The 23636-nt window shown below is 61.1% G+C and carries 15 protein-coding genes; 7 read left to right on the top strand and 8 right to left on the bottom strand.

All coding sequences use genetic code 11. The features are described 5' to 3' along the window. Positions 1-14 precede the first annotated feature (14 nt). Positions 15-4259 (top strand): PKD domain-containing protein, encoded by a 4245-nt coding sequence (locus tag AOC05_RS03000; protein ID WP_062005562.1) that lies wholly within the window; start codon positions 15-17, stop codon positions 4257-4259. A 34-nt stretch (positions 4260-4293) separates the two neighbouring features. On the opposite strand, the gene mfd is transcribed toward AOC05_RS03000, so the two are convergent. Next, complete coding sequence (gene mfd / locus AOC05_RS02995) at positions 4294-7995, bottom strand: transcription-repair coupling factor (protein ID WP_062005560.1); 3702 nt, start codon at positions 7993-7995, stop codon at positions 4294-4296. A 184-nt stretch (positions 7996-8179) separates the two neighbouring features. Here mfd and AOC05_RS02990 point away from each other — a divergent pair, with 184 nt between their 5' ends. After that, on the top strand, positions 8180-8683 hold the full coding sequence (locus tag AOC05_RS02990; RefSeq protein WP_062005558.1) for a DUF2505 domain-containing protein: 504 nt from the start codon (positions 8180-8182) through the stop codon (positions 8681-8683). 48 nt (positions 8684-8731) lie between these two features. Here AOC05_RS02990 and AOC05_RS02985 read toward each other — a convergent pair whose 3' ends face one another. After that, the gene (locus AOC05_RS02985) at positions 8732-10297 is read right to left on the bottom strand and encodes a chitinase (protein WP_082358117.1); all 1566 of its coding nucleotides are present in this window, start codon (positions 10295-10297) and stop codon (positions 8732-8734) included. 166 nt (positions 10298-10463) lie between these two features. Here AOC05_RS02985 and AOC05_RS02980 point away from each other — a divergent pair, with 166 nt between their 5' ends. The 3 genes from AOC05_RS02980 to AOC05_RS02970 all read left to right on the top strand — a co-directional run bounded on the left by AOC05_RS02980 (position 10464) and on the right by AOC05_RS02970 (position 14950). Continuing rightward, positions 10464-12830, top strand: a complete 2367-nt coding sequence (locus AOC05_RS02980; protein ID WP_082357712.1) for a glycosyltransferase family 2 protein — start codon at positions 10464-10466, stop codon at positions 12828-12830. A 27-nt stretch (positions 12831-12857) separates the two neighbouring features. Further along, positions 12858-14456, top strand: a complete 1599-nt coding sequence (locus AOC05_RS02975; protein ID WP_231687166.1) for a GGDEF domain-containing protein — start codon at positions 12858-12860, stop codon at positions 14454-14456. Positions 14457-14608: 152 nt separating this feature from the next. After that, positions 14609-14950, top strand: a complete 342-nt coding sequence (locus tag AOC05_RS02970; protein ID WP_062005554.1) for an Hpt domain-containing protein — start codon at positions 14609-14611, stop codon at positions 14948-14950. 84 nt (positions 14951-15034) lie between these two features. On the opposite strand, the gene AOC05_RS02965 is transcribed toward AOC05_RS02970, so the two are convergent. Next, the gene (locus AOC05_RS02965; protein ID WP_082357710.1) at positions 15035-15835 is read right to left on the bottom strand and encodes a response regulator transcription factor; all 801 of its coding nucleotides are present in this window, start codon (positions 15833-15835) and stop codon (positions 15035-15037) included. A gap of 219 nt (positions 15836-16054) precedes the next feature. Here AOC05_RS02965 and AOC05_RS02960 point away from each other — a divergent pair, with 219 nt between their 5' ends. After that, complete coding sequence (locus tag AOC05_RS02960; RefSeq protein ID WP_230085539.1) at positions 16055-17722, top strand: sensor histidine kinase; 1668 nt, start codon at positions 16055-16057, stop codon at positions 17720-17722. On the opposite strand, the gene AOC05_RS02955 is transcribed toward AOC05_RS02960, so the two are convergent. The 5 genes from AOC05_RS02955 to AOC05_RS02935 form a co-directional block, all read right to left on the bottom strand. Next, a complete protein-coding gene (locus AOC05_RS02955) occupies positions 17719-18729 on the bottom strand; it encodes a hypothetical protein (RefSeq protein ID WP_062005551.1) in 1011 nt (336 codons plus the stop codon). The two genes, AOC05_RS02960 and AOC05_RS02955, sit on opposite strands and share 4 nt — an antisense overlap. Continuing rightward, positions 18726-19601, bottom strand: a complete 876-nt coding sequence (locus tag AOC05_RS02950) for a hypothetical protein (protein ID WP_062005549.1) — start codon at positions 19599-19601, stop codon at positions 18726-18728. The genes AOC05_RS02955 and AOC05_RS02950 overlap by 4 nt, the downstream gene beginning before the upstream one ends. Further along, positions 19598-20221 (bottom strand): signal peptidase I, encoded by a 624-nt coding sequence (locus tag AOC05_RS02945; RefSeq protein WP_230085537.1) that lies wholly within the window; start codon positions 20219-20221, stop codon positions 19598-19600. The genes AOC05_RS02950 and AOC05_RS02945 overlap by 4 nt, the downstream gene beginning before the upstream one ends. An 11-nt stretch (positions 20222-20232) precedes the next feature. Beyond that, a complete protein-coding gene (locus tag AOC05_RS02940) occupies positions 20233-20826 on the bottom strand; it encodes a hypothetical protein (protein WP_062005547.1) in 594 nt (197 codons plus the stop codon). A 69-nt stretch (positions 20827-20895) separates the two neighbouring features. Then, the gene (locus tag AOC05_RS02935; RefSeq protein ID WP_154605126.1) at positions 20896-21438 is read right to left on the bottom strand and encodes an alternate-type signal peptide domain-containing protein; all 543 of its coding nucleotides are present in this window, start codon (positions 21436-21438) and stop codon (positions 20896-20898) included. Between the two features lie 313 nt (positions 21439-21751). On the opposite strand from AOC05_RS02935, the gene AOC05_RS02930 reads away from it, so the two are divergent. Beyond that, a complete protein-coding gene (locus AOC05_RS02930) occupies positions 21752-23443 on the top strand; it encodes a sensor histidine kinase (RefSeq protein WP_197277892.1) in 1692 nt (563 codons plus the stop codon). The last annotated feature ends 193 nt before the right edge of the window (positions 23444-23636 follow it).

Genomic DNA, 23636 nt, shown 5'->3' with positions numbered 1-23636 from the left:
TTGCAGCAGTGACTATGGCATCCATGTTGGCAAGTACCCTGGTGGCGCTGTCTGCAGGACCGGCAATCGCCGATCCGGGCGGGATCGTCATTTCGGAGTTAAACTATCACGCGGGTTCGGATCTTGACGCTGACGATTTCTTGGAACTGGCGAACACATCGGATGCACCCGTCGATATTTCCGGCTGGTCCTTCAGTTCCGGTGTAACCGGAACCATGCCGGCGGGAACCGTTGTTGCCGGTCACGGCTTTTTTGTGGTTGCCAAGGACGCCACCGCGTTCACCGCCACCTACGGTTTCGCGCCCAGTGCTGTTTATGGTGGCAACCTGAGTAACAGCGGCGAGACAGTGACAGTGGTCGACGTCGCTCTGGCCGTGGTGGACACCCTCACCTATGCGGACACCGTTCCGTGGCCGTCCGCCCCGGATGGTAACGGCCCTACCCTTGAACTACGCGACCTGCTCTCGGATAACACCCTGGCCACCAATTGGGGGGCCAGCCTGAATCCGGGAGGGACACCCGGCGCCGTCAATTCGATCGACGGGACCTCCGGCACACCCACCCCCACAGTGAAAGCGCTCACCGCCACACCTGCCCGCCCCACCCCCAATCAGTCGGTGGTAATCTCGGCGGCATTGGAGCCGGGATCAACAGCAGTCCTGAGCTACAAAGTGATGTTTGGCGCCGACGTCGAACTTCCCTTCAAGGACGATGCCACCAGTCCTGGCGGGGCTGGCGACGGCACCTATGCGGCCACCATTCCAGGCCAACCGGCCGGCCAGTTGATTCGCTATAGGGTCGATGCGAAGGCGGGTCTGTCTTCGTATTCGGAACCCGTTGCTGGCGACTCCGTGCGCTATCGCGGCGTCGTGGTCGTGAACTCTGCGGTGCTCACACAACTGCCCGTCATCGAGTGGTTCATGGATGACGCAGTCTACGATGACATTCTCGCCAACCACCGCCTTGACAAGTTCCAGGGCGCAGCAGTGTGGGCGTACAACGGCCAAGTCATCGACGGCGTCATGATGAGTGTCCGCGGCAACTCTTCACGGACCGCGGCCAAGGTCAGTTGGAAGATACAACTGCCCAAGGGCTATACCTTTGATCTTGGCGGGAAACTACCCTACCCGCTGGATGAATTTGCGTTGCAAAACTACTCGGACAACTTTGCCGACGTCGGTTGGGCAACCGTCGCGGCCGCTGGCAACCGCGGGCTGGGAATTGTCCCGGTCCGCACCCAACGTAACGGCGTATTCTGGAGCATCGGTCGGGTCATGGAAACCGAGGATGGCTCCTGGCGGGCCGCCCAAGGCGTCAAGGAATGGGCCATTTACAAGGGCGACGGCGGCAGCGTGGGACGCTCCGCGTCGGCGGCAACCCTGGCAGCCTCAGGCTGGCTGGACAAGAAAACCCGCAAGGATGAGGATTACAGCGACGTCCTGGCATTGTCCAACACCGTTGACGCGGCACCGTCGGCGGCCCAACGAGCCTGGATCTACCAAAATGTCAACATCCCGGAACTTGTCAACTATATGGCCATCAACTCAATCATCAGACATCAAGACAGCGGCTGGTACAACTGGTGGCTCGCCAGGGACACAGATGGCACCGGCAGGTGGGAGATGTGGCAGTGGGATTTGAACTGGATCTTCACTTTGCCGCAGTCTGATGGAAAGGGCTTGTTCCTCACACCGGACACCTCCAACCGTTTCACGCAAGCCATGCTGGCTGATCCAGAAATCAAGGCCATGTTCTACAGAAGGCTGCGTACCTTGGCCGACCAATTCCTGACCCCGGGGCAATATGAGGCCCAGTGGGATGCCATCACCGCCACCATGGTCAATGACTGGAATCTGGACACGCAGAAGTGGCGTGGCTACTCGGCCACCGGGGCAAGGAGCAACTTCCTTGCTGGTTTGGCGGATCGCCGCAATGCCATCAACAACAACACCGGACCAGGCAAGCCAGTGCCGGTCTCGCAGTCGGCCAGTGCCGCCGTGGTGATCAACGAGATCCAGTACCACCCAGCGGGGAACGGTGGCGAGTACATTGAGCTGGCCAACCCCAGCAGCGTCGCAGTCGATATTTCGGGCTGGAGGATCGACGCCGTGGGAATCACCATCCAGTCGGGCACGGTGATCCCAGCCGGCGGCTATGCCGTGCTCGTGGCCAACGACAAGGCGTTCCGCCAGGCCTACCCGACCTCCAATCGTCTGGTGATTGGCCAGTTCGCTGGTTCCCTGGACGACGCCGGTGAGACGGTGGCGCTCCAAGACGGGCCCAGGACGGTCAGCAGCGTCGCATACTCCAACACCGGTCCTTGGCCGGCAGACGCCGACGGGACCGGCCCGTCACTGGAACTTGTTTCGCCCTCGGCCGATCCGTCATTGGCGAGCAATTGGACCGCCACGTCAAGCACATTCGGCACGCCGGGACTCATCAACACGGCTTCTGTTCCGGAACCGCCGGTGAATACGGCGCCGGTGGCCGCGTTTACGAATACCGTCAGTGCATTGGACCTTGGGGTCAACGCCGCAGGGTCAACCGACGCGGACGGCTCTATAGCCTCCTACGCGTGGAACTTTGGCGATGGCGCCTTGGGCAGTGGGGTCACCGCAACCCACAGCTACAGCGCAGCCGGAAGCTACACGGTCACCTTGACCGTCACCGACAACAAGGGCGCCACAGGAACCGCTAGCACCACTGTCTCGGCCACCACGGCACCAACAACAACTGTGCTCGCCAAGGACACCTTTACCCGCTCCGTCACCGGCGGGCTTGGAACAGCTGAAACCGGCGGCCCCTGGACCCTCTCCGGCACCGCCGCCGACTTCAGCGTCGACGGCAGCACGGCAAGAATCTCCAGCCCGGCCAGATCAACCAGGTACGCGTACCTGAACAGCATCTCCTCCACCGACACGGAGGTCCACGCCACCATCGCCTTCACCAGGCCCACCGCCAGCAGCATCTACACCGGCGTGATCGCCCGCAGCAGTGGAAACGCCCACTACGGCGCCCAACTGGTGACCAACACCAACGGCACCGTTCAACTCCAACTCGAACGCGACTCCAACACCGTCTTGAAGTCCCTGACCCTTCCCGGGCTCAGCTACGCCACCGGTGACAAAATCCAGATCAGCGTCCAGGCCACAGGAACCTCCCCCACCACCATCCAGACAAAAGCGTGGAAAGTGGGCACCACCGAACCAGCCAACTGGCAGCTCACCACCACAGACACCACCGCAACCCTGCAAAAAGCAGGATCCCTCGGCCTCTTCAGCTACCTCAGCCAAACGGGCACACCCACCCCCATCCCAGTCACCTTCGACGATCTATGGGCTGGCACCACGGCTTCTGTTCCGGAACCGCCGGTGAATACGGCGCCGGTGGCCGCGTTTACGAATACCGTCAGTGCATTGGACCTTGGGGTCAACGCCGCAGGGTCAACCGACGCGGACGGCTCTATAGCCTCCTACGCGTGGAACTTTGGCGATGGCGCCTTGGGCAGTGGGGTCACCGCAACCCACAGCTACAGCGCAGCCGGAAGCTACACGGTCACCTTGACCGTCACCGACAACAAGGGCGCCACAGGAACCGCTAGCACCACTGTCTCGGCCACCACGGCACCAACAACAACTGTGCTCGCCAAGGACACCTTTACCCGCTCCGTCACCGGCGGGCTTGGAACAGCTGAAACCGGCGGCCCCTGGACCCTCTCCGGCACCGCCGCCGACTTCAGCGTCGACGGCAGCACGGCAAGAATCTCCAGCCCGGCCAGATCAACCAGGTACGCGTACCTGAACAGCATCTCCTCCACCGACACGGAGGTCCACGCCACCATCGCCTTCACCAGGCCCACCGCCAGCAGCATCTACACCGGCGTGATCGCCCGCAGCAGTGGAAACGCCCACTACGGCGCCCAACTGGTGACCAACACCAACGGCACCGTTCAACTCCAACTCGAACGCGACTCCAACACCGTCTTGAAGTCCCTGACCCTTCCCGGGCTCAGCTACGCCACCGGTGACAAAATCCAGATCAGCGTCCAGGCCACAGGAACCTCCCCCACCACCATCCAGACAAAAGCGTGGAAAGTGGGCACCACCGAACCAGCCAACTGGCAGCTCACCACCACAGACACCACCGCAACCCTGCAAAAAGCAGGATCCCTCGGCCTCTTCAGCTACCTCAGCCAAACGGGCACACCCACCCCCATCCCAGTCACCTTCGACGATCTATGGGCTGGCACCACCAAATAGGCCGAATCCCCTGACCAAATCAGGTACCAGGTGCCTAGCTGCTGGAGGCGGGAGCCTTCTCGAAGATCGCCTCCAGCACGCCCTGCGCCCAGGTGAGGACCTCGGCGTCGGCCAGATCGCGGCCGCCGATCCGCGCAGTCTTCGGCTTGGGGATCAGGATCGAGTTCAGCGCTGGCTTCACCAGTGATCCCGGGTACATGCGGTTCAGGCGCATCTCCTTGGACTCGGGCAGGTCCGCCGGGGCGAACTTGATGAAATTGCCTTGCAACGCCACATCGGTGAGCCCGGCGGCCCGGGCGTGCACCTTGAAACGGGCCACCTCAATCAGGTTCACCGCGGCGGGCGGCAATTCCCCGTACCTGTCGATGAGCTCGGTGACGACGTCGTCGATCTCCAGGAGCGTGGTGGCGACGGCGAGCTTCCTATAGGCCTCAAGACGTAGCCTCTCCCCCGGCACATAGTCGTGTGGCAGGTGGGCGTTGATGGGCAGCTCGATTTTCATCTCGGCGGCGCGCTCTTCGCCCTCGCCACGATATTCGGCCACGGCCTCGCCCACCAGACGGATGTACAGGTCAAAGCCCACCCCCTGAATGTGGCCTGACTGCTCGCCGCCCAACAGGTTCCCGGCCCCGCGGATCTCAAGGTCCTTCATGGCCAGTGCCATGCCGGCACCAAGTTCGTTGTGTGCGGCGACGGCCTTGAGCCGTTCCAGGGCCACCTCGCCTAGCGGCTTGTCCGCCTGGTACAGGAAGTACGCGTAGGCGCGTTCGCGGCCGCGGCCCACACGCCCACGCAACTGGTGCAGCTGGGAGAGCCCGTAGTTGTTGGCCTGTTCTACGATCAGCGTGTTGGCATTGGAGATGTCCAGGCCGGTTTCAATGATGGTGGTGCACACCAGCACGTCAAAGCGCTTTTCCCAGAAGTCCACAATGATCTGCTCGAGCCGGGACTCGCTCATCTGCCCATGGGCCACAGCCACGCGGGCGTCGGGCACCAGCTGCTGGATGTGTGCGGCGGTACGCTCAATCGATTTAACCCGATTGTGCACATAAAAGACCTGGCCTTCGCGCATCAGCTCGCGCCGGATGGCGGCACCCACCTGCTTGTCCGTGTAGCCGCCCACATAGGTCAGGACCGGGTGGCGTTCCTCCGGCGGGGTAGCCAGCGTGGACGTCTCGCGGATCCCTGTCATGGACATTTCCAAGGTGCGCGGAATGGGGGTGGCGCTCATGGCCAGCACGTCCACATTGGTGCGCATCTTCTTCAGCGCTTCCTTGTGCTCCACACCGAAGCGCTGCTCCTCGTCGACGATCACCAGGCCCAGGTCCTTGAAGGCAAAGTCCTTCGAGAGCAGCCGGTGCGTACCAATGACCACGTCCACGGACCCTGTCCGTACGCCTTCCATGATCTCCTTGGATTCCTTGGCCGTTTGGAAGCGCGACAGTGCCGCTACCCGGACGGGGAAGCCGGAGAAACGTTCGTTGAAAGTCTCGAAGTGCTGCTGGGCCAGGAGCGTGGTGGGCACCAGGACAGCCACCTGTTTGCCGTCCTGGACAGCCTTGAACGCGGCACGGACCGAGATCTCCGTCTTGCCGTAGCCGACGTCGCCGGAGATGAGCCGATCCATGGGGACTTCTTTCTCCATGTCCGCCTTGACCTCGTTGATGGCCACCAGCTGGTCCGGCGTCTCCACATAGGGGAACGCCTCCTCCAGCTCCGCCTGCCACGGGGTGTCGGGCCCAAAGGCGTGCCCCTTGGAGGCCATGCGCGCGGAATAGAGCCGGATCAGCTCACCGGCAATCTCCTTGACAGCCTTGCGAGCCTTTGACTTGGTGGCGGCCCAATCCGAACCGCCCATCTTTGACAGCGCCGGGGCGTCGCCACCCACATAGGCCGTAACTTGGTCGAGCTGATCGGTGGGCACAAACAATTTGTCCCCGGGCGCACCACGCTTGGACGGCGCGTACTCGAGCACCAGGTATTCGCGCAGCCCCACGCCTGCGCTGGTCGAGCCTGCCCGTCCGGTGGTCGAGCTTGCCGAGGTCCCGGCAACCTTGCGCTGGATCAGCTCAACGAACTTACCCACGCCGTGCTGTTCGTGGACCACATAGTCACCGGCGCGCAGCTGAAGCGGGTCCACAACATTGCGGCGCTTGGAGGGGAGCTTGCGCATGTCCTTCGTGGAGACGGCAGAGGCCCTGCCCAAAAGATCGGCCTCGGTCAACAGGCCCAGTTTCAGCGAGTCCAGCACAAAACCACGGCCCACATCCGCTGTTGTCACCTCGATGATCCCCGGCTGCGGCTGGGCATCCAGGGATTCCACGCGCGACGCCGGAATGTTGGCTTCGTGGAACAGCTCGGCCAAGCGTTGAGCCGGCCCGGGGCCGTCGGTGGCCACCACCACCCGCCATTGGTTTTTCACGCGGGAGCCGATGAACTCCATCATCTCTGCCACATCGCCCCGGTAGCCTCGGGGTTCACGGGCGTGCAGGTTCACCACGTCCAGTTCCGGGAGCAGTTCCTCATCCTGGGCCAGGGAGTTGATAGACCACCAGCCGACCCCGTGGGACAGGGCGCCGTCGCGGGTTTGCGCCAGCGATTTGAAGCCGCCGGCGGCCAGATCCACGCCGTGGGCCGCCAGATCATGGGACGCCAGGTCCAGGGGTGCGGTGCCGCCGTCGGAGGCGGTGGACCAGGCGGCCTCCAAGAACTCCTCATTGGTGGATTCCAGGTCGTGGGCGCGGGCACGGACCTTCTCCGGTTCCAGCACCACGGCCAGGGACCCGGCCGGGAACAGCGAGGTCAACGCAACCATGCCGTCAACCAGTGCGGGGGCCAGAGATTCCATGCCTTCCACGGCAATGCCGCCAGCGATCTTTTCCAGCATGGCCGCGGCAGAGGGCATGGAGTTTTTCAGCTTCGCGGCCCGGCCCATGACGGTGGGGGTGATCAGAATTTCCCGGCACGGGGGCGCATACAGCTCGGTGGGATGGGCATACTTCGCGGAGCTCGAGCCAGTTGAGATCGCGGTTGAAAGCGAACGCTGGTCGGCAATGGAGAACCAGCGCATTGCCTCCACCTCGTCACCGAAAAACTCGATGCGTACAGGGTGGTCCTCGGTGGGCGGGAACACGTCCAGGATGCCGCCGCGCACAGCAAATTCTCCGCGGTGTGTCACCATATCCACCCGGGCGTAAGCGGCGTCCGCCAGGCGTTTGACAAGGTCGCTAAAGCCAACCTCCTCGCCGACTCTGACGCGCACCGGCACCAGCTCGCCCAAGCCCGCCACTATGGGCTGCACGACCGCCCTGATGGGTGCCACGACGACGCGAAGGTGGTTCCCGGCGTCGTACTCGGGATGAGCAAGACGGCGCAGCACGGCGAGCCGACGTCCCACGGTGTCCGAACGGGGCGACAGGCGCTCGTGCGGCAACGTCTCCCAGCTGGGGAACTCGGCCACCGCATCCGCCGGGAGGTAGGAACGCAGAGCGGCCACGGTGTCCTCTGCCTCGCGCCCGGTAGCCGTGACTGCCAGCACGACGCCGGTGTGCCCGGGGCCGCCGCCAGCGTCGGCGAGTCCGTCGGCCACCTCTGCCAGCAACACCGCACGCATGCCCGCGGGGGCGCTGAACTGCAGGTCGCTGCTGCGAGAGTCAACATCGGCAGCGGCGTAGCCACGCACCCTGGCAAAGATGGGATCCTCTGTCAGTGCGCTGCGCAATCCTGCAAGACTCATGGGTGTTTCTCTCCTCGGCGCCTCAAGGCGACCTTGCTTTGGAACATTGGTGGCGTGCTAAAAAACAACACGAAGGCCCGGAATTCGTAAAGTGAATGCCGGGGCCAGCTTTCAGTTTACTCCGGCACGAATGGGCCTTGCTATCCTAGGACTTGCCCTTCCGCCCCAATCTTTGTAAGGAACCATGGCACTCACCGCCTGTACCACCTTGTCCGCCACCGCACAGCGAGTCACTGACGTCTTCGCCGACGAAGAATTCATCAAGCACGTCAGCACCACTGTTGGCGGCGAACTGAAGTCCTTTGAGATCAGCGGCCCCACCACTGGCGCGTTCACCACCAAGACCGTGCGGACCCTGCCCACCACACGGATGCCGGAGATTGCAAGGAAGGTTGTTGGTGCCACGTTGACGGTCACCCAGCTGGAGCAGTGGAGCGCCCCTGCCGCCGACGGCTCACGGTCCAACACCATCAAGCTCACGGTTGCTGGTGCCCCGTTGGATGTTGCCGCCACCCAGAAACTGAGCGTTTCACCCGATGGCACACTCGTGGAGCTGGAAGGCGAGGTGAAGTCCTCCATCCCGTTTCTGGGTGCGAAGATCGCCAGCGCCGCCGAGCCTGTCATAGGCAAGGCGCTGAACCTGCAGGCAACCCTGGCACAAAAATGGCTGGACAGCCACTCCGCTTAAGCCGACAGGGGCGTCCCGCCGAGTGCGAACCGCCCCTGTTTTTCTGCCCTAGTTCTTGTCTTTGGGAGCCAGCAATTCCTGGACCTGGGCGTTGGTGAACAGCTTCCACGGTGACGACGGGGCGCCCTGCAATGCGGCCAACGGACTCTCGTCGCGTGTCCACCACTTGGCTTCAAGGATGCGCCCGTCGAACATCACCCGGTCCCCTTGCAGGTAGGTCGTTGTCCCCGTCCACGACGGATATGTTCCATCGGGCACCGTCACCACAGGTGCGGGTTTGTCTCCGGGCAGCACGGGACCGATCAGTTTCCACGCCGTCAGGCCGTCCTTCGCCACCGGATTGTCGGGCACCTCGTCCTGGGTCCACCATTTTCCGGCGTACACGTTCCCGTGCCAGACCACCCTGTCCCCTTCCACATAAACGGCAAGGCTGCTCCAGATCGGATATGGGCTGGTGGCCGGGTCGTCCGCAGGCAGTGTCTCCTTGATGGCGGCCTGCGCGCTGGCGCTGGCTGTTGTCTCAGCCAGTGGTGACTTTAGCCCCTCGCCCAGCGTTGCTGAGAACAGCCGGTCTTTTTGCTCCACACCGCTGCAGCTGTCCGAGACCCGGGTCAGGTCCGGATAGTTTGGCCCGCATGTTGCATCACGGTTCAGGGACCACATCGAAACCCTGCCAACACCCTTGGCCACGGCGAAGTCACGCAGTCCATCGGCATCCTGCAGCGTGAAAATCTCACCGACAATGTCATTTTGGCCAATCATTGGAGTCAGGCCGATCTTCCGCCAAAGGGAGTCGGAGCCAAGATCCTGCCCGTCGGCCTTGTAAATGGTTGCCAGCTGCCCGTGCGTTGCCTCGGCCGCAGCCGTGGAAGCCGCCAGCATCGTGGTCCCGGCGGGCTTGCTGCCACCAAAGTCCATGGTCATGACATTGACGCCGGCAAGGTCCACCTTGGCATCGAGCATGGCAGTGACTGCGGCCGTTCCTTCAGCGGTCAGCCCGGTGGGAGCCACCGGGAGCGTCAGCCACACTGACAGCGGCTTGTTCGCTGCGAGGCGATCGGCTTGCAGGGCTGCTACGGCTTGGGCCCGGCGTGCCAGCGCTGCCGTGTCGCTCAAGCCTGCACCCTCCAAGTCCAAATCGATCGTGGAAAGGTTGTAGCGTTCCACTACGGAGGCGTATGCGTCCTTCAACTGATGGGCGTCCGTGCAGGTAGTGGCGAGTTCAGCATTGGCCTGGCCGCCAAAGGACACGGAAACCGACCCGCCCAGTTGGGTGAGCCGGGCAATCCGCCTGTCCACGTCCAGGTCCTGCCCGGCCTGGTCCAGGGAGTAGAAGTTGCCCCAGCTCGGTTCGCACGGTTTGTCCTTGCCGGCCACAATGAAGGACAGAACCACGGATTTGGCAGCATCGTTGACGGGCTCCTCAAAGGTGTAGCTAGGAGTGGCGGTAACGTCCACGTAGCCGGCAAAAATGGCCGGCTTCGCTGAGGCGGCGCGCGCATCGTTGTACCGGCCCCAGCCGATGTAGGCACCTCCGGCGAGGAGGGCCGCAACGACAACCACAACAGTCAGGCGGAATACGGAAAGTTTCCGCCCTGGAAAGCGCTGAGACAAGGGAACCCCAATCATTACGTTCTTGCAAGAGAGACCTGCTGGGGCAACGGCCCGCTTGCATTATCATAAGTGTAATAACCAACGTCCGGTGACTGGTCTCACTTTTTCCCGGCCGCCTATTTCTCTGTGCGATGTTGTGCGCACACCAACGTTGTATGGGGGATTGATGTCTGAGGTGCTTGTTAGAGCTGGCGAAAATGAGGCGGAGACAACCGAGGCGTCTGACGTGGGTGCGGATAATGAGCCCACGGCAAAGGTGGGCCCACGCCGTCAGTGGGGATCCGAGAAACGTTCGGAACCGCTCTCGATCGTGCACCCGAAGCCCTCGGGCCGCAAGATCACCTTGGGTCGACTGGCCATAGTTGTCACCATTCTCGCCTGGCTGCTGTACCTGTTCACCACCGTGGTCAGACAGCTTGCGGACAACCCCAATGCCGGGTTCCGGTTCCAGGTCGAAACCGTCTCCTATGTGCTGGTGGTAACGTTCCTGACTTTCTCGGCGCTGATGTACCTCATGGCCCGGCAGGGCGCCCTGTACCGCTTCCGCGACCACAAGCGCGTGCCGCGCGGCGAATTGGACCGCCACTTTGCCAACTACCACGACGGCATCACAGTACTGGTCCCCTCCTACGCTGAGGAAGTGCAGGTGGTGCGCGGCACTTTGTGGTCTGCCGCCCTCCAGGAGTTCCCCGATCTGAAGGTGGTTCTCCTGCTCGATGACCCACCCGCCCCCACGGACCCCGCCACTGCGGCGAAGCTGGACGCGACCCGGGCCCTGGCGGAGGAAATCTCCCAGGCACTGTCCGCCCCGGCCGCACGGGTGAACGCCGCGCTGGCAACCTTCCGCGGCCGGGCCGCCAGTACAGGACCGGTGCCGGCAGCGGAACTCGAAGCGGTTATCGCCGAATACGAATTTGCCGCCGCCTGGCTGGAAGAGATGGCCGAAGCGGAAGTGGTGGCCGACCATGTGGACGAATTTTTCGTTGACCTGGTACTGATGGGGCTGGCACGGGAGCTGCGCTTGGTCCTTCTGGCCTTGGGGGCGGCCCGGGCGCAGTCCACCGGGCCGGACTCGGTCCGGGTTGAGCAGTTATATCTGCGTCTGACCTGGATCTTCAACGTCAAGACCGAATATTTTGAACGCAAGGCCTACGCCAGCCTCTCCCATGAGGCCAACAAGGCCATGAACCTCAATGCCTACATTTCCTTGATGGGCGGGCGCTGGCAACATGAGGTCACCGACGGCAGCGTGGTGCTGCGCCGCCGGGACGTGGACGACGCCGGCGAGGCGGAGGATCTGGTGGTCCCGGACACCACTTATCTGTTGACCCTCGACGCCGATTCTCTTCTTCTGCGCGACTACTGCCTGCGCTTGGTGTACTTTCTGGAATCAGCTGGCAATGAGCGCGTGGCGGTGGCTCAGACACCGTATTCCTCCTTCCGGGGCGCGCCCACCCGCATCGAACGGATCGCCGGGGCCAGCACGGACATCCAGCACATTCTGCATCAAGGCATGACCTACTATGGGGCAACTTTCTGGGTGGGTGCCAACGCGGTGATCCGCAAGGTTTCCCTGGAAGACATTGTGGAAATTGAGACAGTGGGCGGGTTCGAGATCCGCACCTATATCCAGGACCGGACCGTGATTGAGGACACGGAATCCAGTGTGGACCTGGGCACGCACGGATGGACCTTGTCAAATTATCCCGAGCGGCTCAGCTACAGTGCCACTCCCCCGGATTTTGGCTCCTTGGTGGTCCAGCGGCGACGGTGGGCAAACGGTGGGCTCTTGATCCTGCCCAAGCTGTGGAATCAAGTGCGCCGGCGCCGCCAGCGCCGCGAGCCCATACTCTTCCGTGAAATTCTGTTGCGGGTCAACTACATGTCCTCCATTGCCTGGGCCAGTTTTGGGCTGCTGTTCTTGCTTGCCTACCCTTATGACAGCCGGCTTCTTAGCCCTCTTGTGCTGGTGGCGGCCCTGCCGTATTTCTTGGCTATGGGCAGCGATCTGCGTGATTGCGGCCATCGTTTCAGCGACATTTTCCGCATCTATGGCTTCAACCTTGTCCTCTTGCCGGTCAACCTTGCTGGCGTGCTCAAGTCCCTCCAACAGGCGTTTACCGGGGACAAGATTCCGTTCGTGCGCACGCCCAAGGTGAAGAATCGGACAGCAGCGCCCGGGCTGTACGTGCTGGTCCCATATCTAATCGTCCTCTTCTCGGTGTTCACGTTGTGGCGTGATGGCATGGTCGGCAACTGGGGCAACGTTGCCTTTGCCGCGCTGAACGCCATTCTGGCCGCGTTCGCCATCCGCGCCTACATCGGGGTGCGGAATTCCGTGGTGGATTTCGGCTTGGGCACGCTGAACTGGCTGTATATCAAGCCGAAGGTGCCCCAGACTGCTGCACCGGTCGTGGTGCCCAAGACGGCTGAGGAAGTCGACTGGCAGGCTCTGCTGTACCACGGCGACAGGAGACTGAACCGAGATCTTCGCGGCGGCTCTGACCGGCGGCGCCGGGTGTCTCAACGATGAGCGGGCCCGTTGGAGATGCCACCACCTGTGGACCGTATTCCATTGACAGTTGAAACCACAGACACGCGCCTGGCCGAACTCGTGGACGGCATTGAAAAGATCGCCAGCGGGCAGCTGACCACCCGCATCCCGGTTTCTTGTGCCCAGGACCAGCTAGACACCGTCATTGCCGGCTTTAACCAGATGGCTGAGGAGCTCATGACCTCCCAGGCACAGCTTGAGGCCCGGGTAAAGACCAGGACAGCCATGTTGATGGACGCCTTTCGCAAAATGGAGCTGATGGCCCTAACCGATCCGCTCACCCAGCTGCGCAACCGGGCTGCACTGGAAACTGTCCTGGAATCCAGCCTAGCCGAGTCCGCTAGCAACGGGGCGCCGGCACTGCTGCTGCTTGACCTGAATTCCTTCAAGAGCATCAACGACACGTTGGGGCATTCCGCCGGTGACACGGTCCTGAAAGTGGTGGCGGAACGCCTGAAGGCCTCGGTGCGCAAGGAGGACACGGTGGCACGACTGGGCGGGGACGAGTTCGCCATCGTCCTTCAGAACACCCCAACTGAACGCGCCCGGCAGGTGGCCACGCGGATCGTTGTTGCCTTGGCTCAGCCGGTGACCGCCGAAGACACGGAGCTGTCCATTGAGGCCAGCGTGGGAATCGCCGTTTCCAAGCCGGATGACTCCGCAACGGATTTGATCCTTTATGCCGACACCGCCATGTACGCAGCCAAGAACAAAGCCAACGCCAAAGTTGTCGTGTTCAGCCCCAGACTGCTCATCGCCCGGCAAACATACAGTGCCATGGCGGCCGAGCTCCAGAATGCCATTGATAACAATGAAATGGTGTTGCACTACCAACCAATTGTGGAGCTGGCCACGGGCACGCTGGTTGGTGTGGAGGCTCTCATCCGATGGCAACACCCCCGCCGCGGACTGGTCATGCCCGGTGAATTCATAGGCCTTGCCGACGAGATCGGAGCCATGGCGGGGTTGTCGGCCTGGGTGCTCCAAACAGCCTTGGCACAGTTGCGGCAGTGGCAGAACACCTTGGAGCTAGATCCACGCTTCACCATGCGGGTGAATATTTCAGCCACGCAGCTCCAGCGCCCGGAATTGCTTGATGACGTCAAGCGCCTCCTGATGGCGGAGAAGATCGACCCGGCGGCCCTGGTGTTGGAACTGACCGAGTATTCCATGGTCACCGGCAATGAGTGGGACCTTTATTCGTTTCGGGGTCTGCGAAACTTGGGGGTGGGGCTGTCCATTGACGACTTCGGCACCGGATACTCTTCCATCAGCTACTTGCGTACCCTCCCGGTGGATGGAGTGAAGCTGGACAAGTCGCTGATCGGGGACCCCTCCGATTCTGCCAGCCAACGCCCCTTCATCGCGGCCATCCTGCAACTGGTCAAGTCCTGCAACTTAGCCACCACCTTCGAAGGCGTGGAAACCCGGGAACAGGCGGCTATGCTGGATGAGTTGGGCTGCGATACCGGCCAGGGCTACTACTTAGGCCGGCCCGTCCCGGCAACGGGAATCAATGCCGCTTGGCTGCAAGGCTTCCGGGGCAGTCCGTGGCGAGCGGGGCAGGATCACGCCCCCCAGGAGCTAGGCTCCCTGCACCCATAAATGCCTTCATGGCACCAATGCACAGCGTATTATGGTTATCACTGCTTCAGCGCCCGCAACCAGCCGGGAGCGGCAATTCCAGATCACATCGGTTCCAGACGGCCGGGGAGGGACTTCGGATCATGAACTATTCTTCCGTACCCTTAGTGTGCATGGAATCATTGATTGCGCTCGAGGACTCCCTCGAAGGACAAACCGCGCTCACACGCGGTTTCGTCGGCCGGTATGTTGAGATGTGGCCCTCACGCTATTTGCGTCTGAGTATTGCCTTCTCCGCAGGGCAATGGGAGGAGGCCACTGATTCAGCACTGAGCCTCTTTTCTTCCAGCGCCATGGTGGGCGCGGACAGGCTGGGCCAGATGAGCGGGGACCTGGTGGAACTCCTCAAGCAGGGCCGGCAGGAACAAGCGCAGGATGCCTTGGAAGAGGTGGAAAGCTGCGGGAATGAAACCGTAGCCGAATTGATGGCGCGCTACGTCCAACCCGCCAGCTGAACAGTCCGGGCCTAAGACTGCGCACGCCTGAACTTCAAGAAGTGGCGAAGGACTTGAATCCAAGTCCTTCGCCGGCGGGCCGCGTTAGTGGACCAGGCGGTAGCCCACGCCCCGGACGGTCTTGATCCAGCGCGGGTCCCGCGGGTTGTCCCCCATTTTGCGACGCAGATTGGCCATGTGCACTTCGATGGTCCGTTCATCGCTGTCGCTGATAAAGGAGCCGACGTCGTATTCCTCGCCACGGAGTCGGCGCACCAAATCCGATTTGGTGCGCACCTGCTTGCCGCTATCTACGAGTGCGTGGAGTAGGTCAAACTCGCTGCGGGTCAATTCCAGCTCGTTGCCGTCCACCATGGCGGTACGGTCCGCGCTGTCAAAGACCAGGCCGTTGTGGGAATGCGGGCCGGATACCACGTCACGGTCTGCTGAGTCGACCAGGGGCCCGCTGGCCGGCACGGGCAACGCCACCACCTCGGCGCTCTCCATGAGCGGCACGGGGGACGCGTCGGCAGCAATCCTGGGCCGACGCATCATGGCACTTATTCTGGCGCGGAGTTCACGCGGGCGGAAGGGCTTGGTCAGGTAGTCATCTGCACCGGTTTCAAGGCCCAGCAGCGTGTCCATCTCATCAGCACGCCCTGTCAGCATGATGATGTAGGCGTCGCTGAAAAGCCGAATCCGCCGGGCCACTTCGAAGCCATCAATATCCGGCAGGCCCAAATCGAGGGTCACGATAGCCGGCTTGGTGGCCCGCACAGCCTCCACCCCCTGAGCACCATTCTTGGCGGTGTGAACGTCAAACCCTGACTGGTTCAAGATCACGCTGATAAGTTCGCGGATATCCTCATCATCTTCAATAATGACCGCCACACGAGGATTGTCCATTTTTTCCCTCACCAAATTCGCTAAGACCAATTTAATCGCTTGCTGGTCGACACGACGTCGCGCCAGCCAGTGCCTACGTACCCCAAGTATGGCATCATCGTAAGCATCGGTGCTGTGGTTCTTAGCACAGCACCGCTTAATCTCAAGTTCTCTGCCGTCACTTGGCGGTGCTGAGCCGCGCACCAAACTTTGAAGAAGCCCCATACAACGGAAGTAATCTTGACTGACACCCCTGCAAACCAGTTCATCGGCCGGTTCTTCTATCAGCAACCCCTGCGGACTCGGGTGATCCTAGCCCAGCTTCCCTTCAGTTTGACGGTGGCATTGGCTGTGGTGATGATTGCCTTTTTGTATCCGTCGCTTCTGAACAATCCCCAGCTGGTCATCAGCCTCTGGCTGAATGGCTTCCTGCTTGGCGCCAGCATCTTGGTTCCATGGGACAAGCTTCCCCGTGCTTCCTTCCTTGTGATCCCCTACCTGGATTTTGTGGCTGTCGCATTCTTCCGTGAGGGCATCCAAGCGTTGCTGTCCTCCGCGGGCGTATTGGTGCTGTTTCCAATATTTTGGATTTGTGCCTCAGGCTTTGCCCCCAAGACAGCGGTGATTTCCAGTACTGTAGCTAGTCTGCTCATCGTCTGGAACCCGATCTTCCAGTCCGGCCAGCCAACCCCGGAAGCTTTGATCAGGCCGCTACTTTTCCCGTTCATGATGCTTGGTTTCGCCATTGCTGTGGTGTTACTGACCAGCAGCATGAATGGACAGCGCGCCACATTGGAGGCCAAGGACCGGCTGCTGCACGCAGCCTTGACGGAAAGCCAGAAGCGTGAACGGCTTCTCGAGACCATTGTGGACACTGTTGGTGTTGGAGTGGTGGCGGTAGACGCTCAGGGCAACGATCTCCTGATGAACGCCACACAGGCGGCCATTCACGCCTTGGGCCGCCCACATGACATCGCGGACCCTCGGGAGAAGGAATTGTTGCTCTTTGCTCCCGATTGGGCTCCGCTGTCCGAGGACGCGCGCCCGGTGCGCCGGGCCATCTTGGGAGAATCGTTTACCAATTATCAAATTTGGATTGGGGCTGGGGAGCAGGCCCGGGCGCTATCCACCACGGCCCGGACCATTCACTACGATGACAACACCACTGATGGGGCCGTGATCGCCTTCCATGACGTCACTGACATGGTCAACGCCCTGGCCGCCAAGGATGACTTTGTCGCTAATGTCTCCCATGAGTTCCGCACTCCCCTGACAGCCATCCAGTCATATCTAGCCCTGGCCCTGGAGACGCCGGGCCTTCGCCCCCAGGAAGTCGAACAGTATCTGGAAATTGCCGAGAGGAATGCCCAGCGCCTGGCCGGGCTGGTGTCCGATCTGCTGACCACCGCTTCCCTCACTGTGGAGCGCGCCCCCAACGATGTGGCCCGGCTGCTTGCTGACTCACTGAGCTCGGCGGCCCCGGCAGCTGCCGCCAACGCGGTTACGGTGGAATCGCACTGCCAGGAGCCGCTTCTGGCCATGGTCGACGGCGTCCGAATCAGTCAGGTGTTGGATAACTTGGTCTCGAACGCCGTGAAGTACTCTCCCGACGGCGGGACCCTCACCGTAAGGGCGTGGGCCGACGGAACGGATCTTCATTGTCAGGTCAAGGACACCGGGCTGGGCATGAATACTACCGAGCGGGCCGGGGTGTTCACGAAGTTCTTCCGGGCGGGATCGGCCCTGGAACGCGGCATCCCCGGCATTGGCCTGGGACTGATGATTTCCAAAACCATCATCGACACCCACGGCGGCACACTGACCATGGACAGCGAGCCGGGTGCGGGAACCACCATGAGCTTTGTGATTCCCGCCTGCGTGCTCAGCCCTGACACGGACCTGAACTAGTCAAGCATGACGAGTTTATTGGCCATGTACTGAATGTCCTTGTACACGGGGTCTCCGGGCGTTGTTCCATTCATCGGCTGGATGCGCAGCGTGTAGTTTCCGTAGAACGCCGCATAGGCTGCGGGTTTCCCGTTTGCGTTCAGCACCCGGGGCGGAAACGTGAGCGTGGTGCCCAGGGTTGCTGATGGGAACTCCGTACCATAGGTCGAGTTATCTGACTTAATGCTCACCACATAGCTGGTAGCCCCACCAGCTGGTGCGGTCCAGCTCAGATTAATAGCGTTGTCAGTGGGGCGCGGAGCCGGGGGTACTGTGCTGACTGTCAAAGTGGCCGGAAGAGGTTCCTGGTCATAAGTAACCCAGCAAGTGGTACTTGAGTAGAAGTAATTCAAGGTAACGGTTTTGTAGCTCGGATCACCAGCAGTACCGCCATTCATAGGTTGGACTCGAAGGATGAAGTTGCCAGTTCCTGCGAAACCTCGTTTCATGGAAAAAGTGGCCTGACTGACATCGACGATCTGGGTTTGGTTGTAGCTGGTCCCTGAAACACTCATCAAGGTCACCACATAGCCGGTGGTGTTTGGTTTGCCACCAGTCCATGTGAAAGTGAAGCGAGCATTTTGCTGGTCGGAGTCATCCGGCGTGCACAGGCCCCAGTACGGGAACTGGATAGCGGTTGGCCGTGTGGCGAACACAGGACTAGCGACGACGTTGCTAGGGCCGGCCGGCGGCGTCGGCGGTGCTGTTGGCGGCGTGGTCGGCGGCGTGGTCGGCGGCACTGTTGGCTTGGGCGTCGGGGTGGGTGCCGCTCCTGCGGTGATGGCAATGGTGGCGGTGGTGCTTTGGTTCCAGTTGGCAATTGCCGTGCCGCCAACACCAAGGACCACTACAAGGACAAACGCAACCGCCGCAAAAGTGAAACCCGGAATGTCACGAAGGCTTCGACGGGTTCGCGTTGCAGGATCCTTCGTTGACGGGCCGCTTTCCTGCGGCTCTTGGGGGTTCATCGAGTCCTTCTCCGTCTCCTGAGTGAGATCACCATGTACGCGCCTGCGCTGATCAAGACCAGCCATGGCCATGCGCTGCGCACATTAGCTGCAACATTACTTTGTAGTAGTGCATCCAGCGGCAATTTAGCATCCGGCTGCCCTAGTGGCAGTTGTTCAGCATCACGGCCAGCGGAAATATCGGCCTCGCCCGCATCTGCGGCGGTCGCTGCCTGCGCTCCAGTGAATTGTGAACCACCGGCTGTACCGCCAGTGATGGCGACGGTGCCAACCGATACGGCGGCTGGGGATACCTCGAGTGCGCCGCTGCAAGGAGTCACGAGCCGTCCGCCGTCAAGGCCTTGCAGAACGAAGATCAGCTCGAAGTCCGACACCTGGTTCCTGGTGGAATTGGGCGCTTCCCAGTCTAGGCTGAGTCCCAGATCCAAACGAATGGTTTCTCCTCCGGTAAGCGTCCAGCCGTCAACAACCGGTTTGCAACTTCCAGAATCGGGTAGCACACCCGTTGCTCCACGGTGATTGAGGGTCGCGGCCTGCATGTGCAGGTACGCCGGAAGGGTCGAGCTGCCAACAACACTGGTGTTTTTCACCCCGAGAGAAAAATGCCCGTCGTCGCGGCTGGCATTGCGCACCCAGACGGTGCCTACCCGGGATTCACCTGGAACATACCCGCTGGTGTTGTTGAAAATGTCAGGGACGGTGCCAGCGGTGAAGTGGATGCCGTCGCGGCTCAGCTCCAGGAGGGTGCCGCTGTCGTCGTCGGCTGCGGCGGGCGCTGCCAAGATCATTCCCATCGCAACGGTGCCGGCAGCCACGGCCACAGCCAACCGCGCGTGACGGGAAAGGGTGGCGCCGGTGATGTTCGCGGTCACTGACCGTGCCGGGCGGCGTGCCGGGCCGGGCGCTTGGTGCGCTTCTTCTCAACGGCCCCCCTGATCATGCTCAGGGCACCAAATCCGATGAGGCCTACGGCGATGGTCGGCAAGATGATCGCCCTACCCTGGCCCACTGCATTGGCAGCAAACCCCACGTACGGCACGGCATAGAGCAGCTTGCCCTTGACCTGCGGTTCTTGGACGGGGTCGGCGTCCGCCAGTGAATTGTTGTCGCCCTTGGTGGTCAGGACCCGCGCCCCGCTTTGTTCAGTTGTCACGGCAGTAATTCGGTGGGAGACAACCCCCGGTTTGCCGGACTCGATCTGATACGTGATGATGTCGCCCACCTGGAGTTCCGCGAACGGGGCAGGCTTGACCACCAGGAAGGTTCCTGGAGCGTACTTAGGGGCCATGGAATTAGTCAAGACGGTATACGTCTGGGATCCGGTGGCCATGGGAACCACTATCATCACCAATGCTGCAAGGGCTGCGATCAGCAGCAGCACATAGGCCATTCCGCGGCCAATGGTGCGCACGTGACCTCCCTGACGATGTGCCGTAGCGACTTCTTCGTTGCTGGGCTCAACAGGGGTTTTGGCTTGGGTGATGACAGACACGGTGTTCCCTCTTAGAGTTGGTTGACGACGATCGGGACATCGACTTTTGCGGTTTTTCCGCTAAGGTTCGCAGGCATCGTGGCGGCAAGCGAGACCTCAAAGCAGAACACCCCGGTGGCTGCCTTGGCTATGTCCTGGGTCGCAGCTCCTGCGACTGGTGCCGCTGTGTAAATCGCCGGCTGGGTGCACTGCGACAGTGAAGTGGCATTCACAACCTTGATGCTGAGCTGGGACGCCAGCTCAGATCCTGGGCTGACAATGACTGGGGTAGCTGTGGTGGCCCTGACGGTGAAGTCTCCCCCGGCGTTGGTCCGATTGCCCAGCTGAACGCCAGCATAAGTCTTCTGTCCGGGAATGAGCACGCCCGTGGCCATGGTTTTCAGCGACAGTAGCACGGGGGTTCCGTCGTCCCTGGTCATATTCTCGGTGACCTCGCCGGAGATCGCGTCCGTGAGGCTGATGCGAAAATCTGCGGCCTGGACAGTTCCGGCGTTGGCCGTAGTGGACTTGTTCCAAAGCGCGTAACTCCCCTGAACTGTCAGCAACCCCAGCACCACGGCAATCAGCACAAGGCCGGTTGCTTTCAGTGCTCGTGTGCTCTTCATGGCTGCTTCCGTTGGGAGGGGTGGTGGTGTACCGGTTCCGGCACACCACCGGGGTCTACAAACCAGTGGCTACTGGTTGTTGCTGCTGACTGGGGCTTGCTGCTCGAGCTTGTAGCCGATGCCGCTAAGGTCGACGGCGGCCTTCGTCGCGTCAGTTCCCGTCGTCGACTTCTTGAAAGTGAAGGTGGTCGATGCGGTGACCACACCACTGTCGGTTGGGACCAGTACGGTATCCGGGAGCACTTTCCCGCTCTTGCTGTTGGTCAAGGTGGTAGGGGAAACTACAGCACTGTCACCAAAACCGTTGGCAGTTGAAGCGCCGGTGACGGCGAGCTTGGCGGTCATCAAATTCCCGGTCAGTGTGACGGTCAGCGGCTGCGTGTACGTCAGGGTGTCCCCCGGAACCACCTTGTAATCGGCGATCTTCGCGATCGTGGTGCCAGCGGCGTTGGTCCACGCGCCGGTACCGGCAGTCAAGTTCAAGTCACCGGCCACGACCGAGCCCATCGACGCATTCTGCGCTTGGTTCCAGGTGGCGAGCGTTCCGCCGCCGCCTACCAGCAGGATAACGCCAACACCGGTTGCAATTGCGCCTTTGGCAAGCTTGTTCATGAAAGACCCCTTGTTCGTGTTCTTCTCGGCAAGCGTTCCTGCCGATGAGAACAACAATGCCGCCCCGAACTCAAGAAACACCACCGAAAAGCCGGAAGTTTCTCAAAAGATAAACGCAAGATTTACCCTCGCACCCCAAAGACCGAACAAAAGCTCAAGAACAGCTCAAGACAGGGCCGCTCGGCGGGAATCAAGGCCCCTGGTTTGCCAAGCGTTAAGTCACTAGCGAGCAAATTTTCCGCCGTATGGCATTATCAGTAGCGAAACTGCGCAAGAAGATACTAAGTGGCAACGTTGAGAGATGGACATGATCATGAGTCGCACGGGCACCACCGGAAGGCTCGGCCACCAAATGTTCCCGCTCCACGGTTTGCGGAAAAGGGTCTTCCTCACACAACTGCCCTTGACGCTTCTCATGGTGGTTGCTGTGGGCATAGCCGTGGTCTTCTATCCGACGTCATTTCAACAACCAGCTTTCATCGGATCCCTGGTTCTGCATTCACTTCTGTTCTTCGCAGCGGTTGCCGTTCCTTGGGACCGGCTTCCGAGGGGAGCCTTTCTGGTCATCCCCTACCTGAATTTCGTGGCCATCGGGTTGTTTCGGGGTGGCAACCAGCAGTTCCTTACAGCCGTGGGGTTGCTAATCTTCTTCCCTGTTTTCTCTCTTGCTTCCTCGGGGATAGCTAAACGCACAGCCATCGTGGTCAGCGTGGCGGCCGCCTTGCTCATCGTGTGGCTGCCGGTATTTTTCTCCTCCGACGGGTTCACACTCGAGCAATTGGCCAAGCCCTTGCTCTTCCCCTTGGTTGTGCTCGCTTTCGCCATCACAGTCAGCGCGGTCACCAACACGTTCAACCTGCAAAGGAAGGCCTTGGAGACCAAGGACCTTCAATTGCGTGCGGCGTTGAACGCGAGCCAGCAACGCGAGCGTCTACTGGAAACCGTGCTGGATACTGTCGCCGTCGGCTTGGTGGTGGTGGATTCTTCCGGCCATGACATGCTCATGAACGCAACACAGAAGGCACTCCGCGCCCATGCACTGCCCCACCACCTCACAGACCCGATGGAGAGGGATTTGCTGGTGTTCGCCGGGGATGCCAGCACCCTGCTTGACGCCGAGGACCGTCCTGTGCGCCGCGCCATCAAGGGCGAAGAATTCACCAACTACCAAATTTGGTTTGGATCCGGGGATACGGCCCGCGCCGTGTCTACCGCGGCACGTCCCATGCTGGATGCCAACGGTGGTTTTGACGGGGCAGTGATTGCCTTCCACGACGTTACCGAGATGATGGCCGCCCTTGAGGCGAAGAATGATTTTGTCGCGAACGTGTCCCACGAGTTTCGAACCCCGTTGACATCGATCCAAGGGTATTTGGAAATGGTGTTGGAGGAACCCCACGAACTGTCCGCTAAGACACACAAGTACCTGGGGATTGCAGCCCGGAACGTGGACCGCCTGAGGTCTTTGGTTACGGACCTTTTGACAACTGATTCGGTTACACTGCAAGTTTCCCGAACCGATGTTGCGCAGCTGATTTCTGAGAGTTTGGGTTCGGCGGCGCCAGCGGCAGAGGCAAACGCGGTAACTCTGCGGTCCTCCGTGCGGGCGCCGTTGCAGGCGTTTGTCGACCCGAGGCGGGTTGGGCAGGTGTTGGACAACCTCGTCTCCAACGCCGTCAAGTACTCGCCCGACGGCGGAACTGTCACTGTATCTGCCTGGGCCAATGGAACAGATTTGTGGTGCGAGATTGGTGACACCGGCATGGGGATGAGCAGTCAGGAGCAGGCTGAGGCCTTCACTAAGTTCTTCCGCGCCAGGACTGCCGTGCAGCGGGCCATTCCGGGCATCGGTTTGGGGTTGATGATTTCTAAAACCATTGTGGCCAGCCATGGCGGGACCATCACCCTGAGTAGCGAACGCGGCGTGGGGACCACTATCAGTTTTATCCTGCCAGGATGTTTGGCAAGCCTCCACGGGGCCCCACGGCCCAGCGAGGCACCCTAGAGCCGACTTGAAAGACGTAGCGAACGCTCAAGAAAAGCTCAAGATCACCGGCCAAATATTACAGAATCTAGTCAAAAGGTTAGGACCAAAAGCTCCAGAATCGCCCGTTTGCTTAAGGTTGCGTCAGGTTGTTGAAAATAAAGCAAAAAAGAGTCAAATGGACGCTTTCAAACGTTATTGTAGGTAATCAGCG

The sequence above is a fragment of the Arthrobacter alpinus genome (assembly GCF_001294625.1).
In the GTDB taxonomy this organism is placed as follows: domain Bacteria; phylum Actinomycetota; class Actinomycetes; order Actinomycetales; family Micrococcaceae; genus Specibacter; species Specibacter alpinus_A.
Note: the sequence above shows the minus strand (reverse complement) of the source record. Positions and strands in the feature narration are given on the sequence as shown.

Bases quoted from the DNA above. Each gene is read 5' to 3' on its own strand.
- AOC05_RS03000 (WP_062005562.1), top strand. From the start codon at position 15: ATGGCATCCATGTTGGCAAGTACCCTGGTGGCGCTGTCTGCAGGACCG.
- mfd (WP_062005560.1), bottom strand. From the start codon at position 7,995: ATGAGTCTTGCAGGATTGCGCAGCGCACTGACAGAGGATCCCATCTTT.
- AOC05_RS02990 (WP_062005558.1), top strand. From the start codon at position 8,180: ATGGCACTCACCGCCTGTACCACCTTGTCCGCCACCGCACAGCGAGTC.
- AOC05_RS02980 (WP_082357712.1), top strand. From the start codon at position 10,464: ATGTCTGAGGTGCTTGTTAGAGCTGGCGAAAATGAGGCGGAGACAACC.
- AOC05_RS02970 (WP_062005554.1), top strand. From the start codon at position 14,609: ATGGAATCATTGATTGCGCTCGAGGACTCCCTCGAAGGACAAACCGCG.
- AOC05_RS02965 (WP_082357710.1), bottom strand. From the start codon at position 15,835: ATGGACAATCCTCGTGTGGCGGTCATTATTGAAGATGATGAGGATATC.
- AOC05_RS02955 (WP_062005551.1), bottom strand. From the start codon at position 18,729: ATGAACCCCCAAGAGCCGCAGGAAAGCGGCCCGTCAACGAAGGATCCT.
- AOC05_RS02940 (WP_062005547.1), bottom strand. From the start codon at position 20,826: ATGAAGAGCACACGAGCACTGAAAGCAACCGGCCTTGTGCTGATTGCC.
- AOC05_RS02935 (WP_154605126.1), bottom strand. From the start codon at position 21,438: ATGAACAAGCTTGCCAAAGGCGCAATTGCAACCGGTGTTGGCGTTATC.
- AOC05_RS02930 (WP_197277892.1), top strand. From the start codon at position 21,752: ATGAGTCGCACGGGCACCACCGGAAGGCTCGGCCACCAAATGTTCCCG.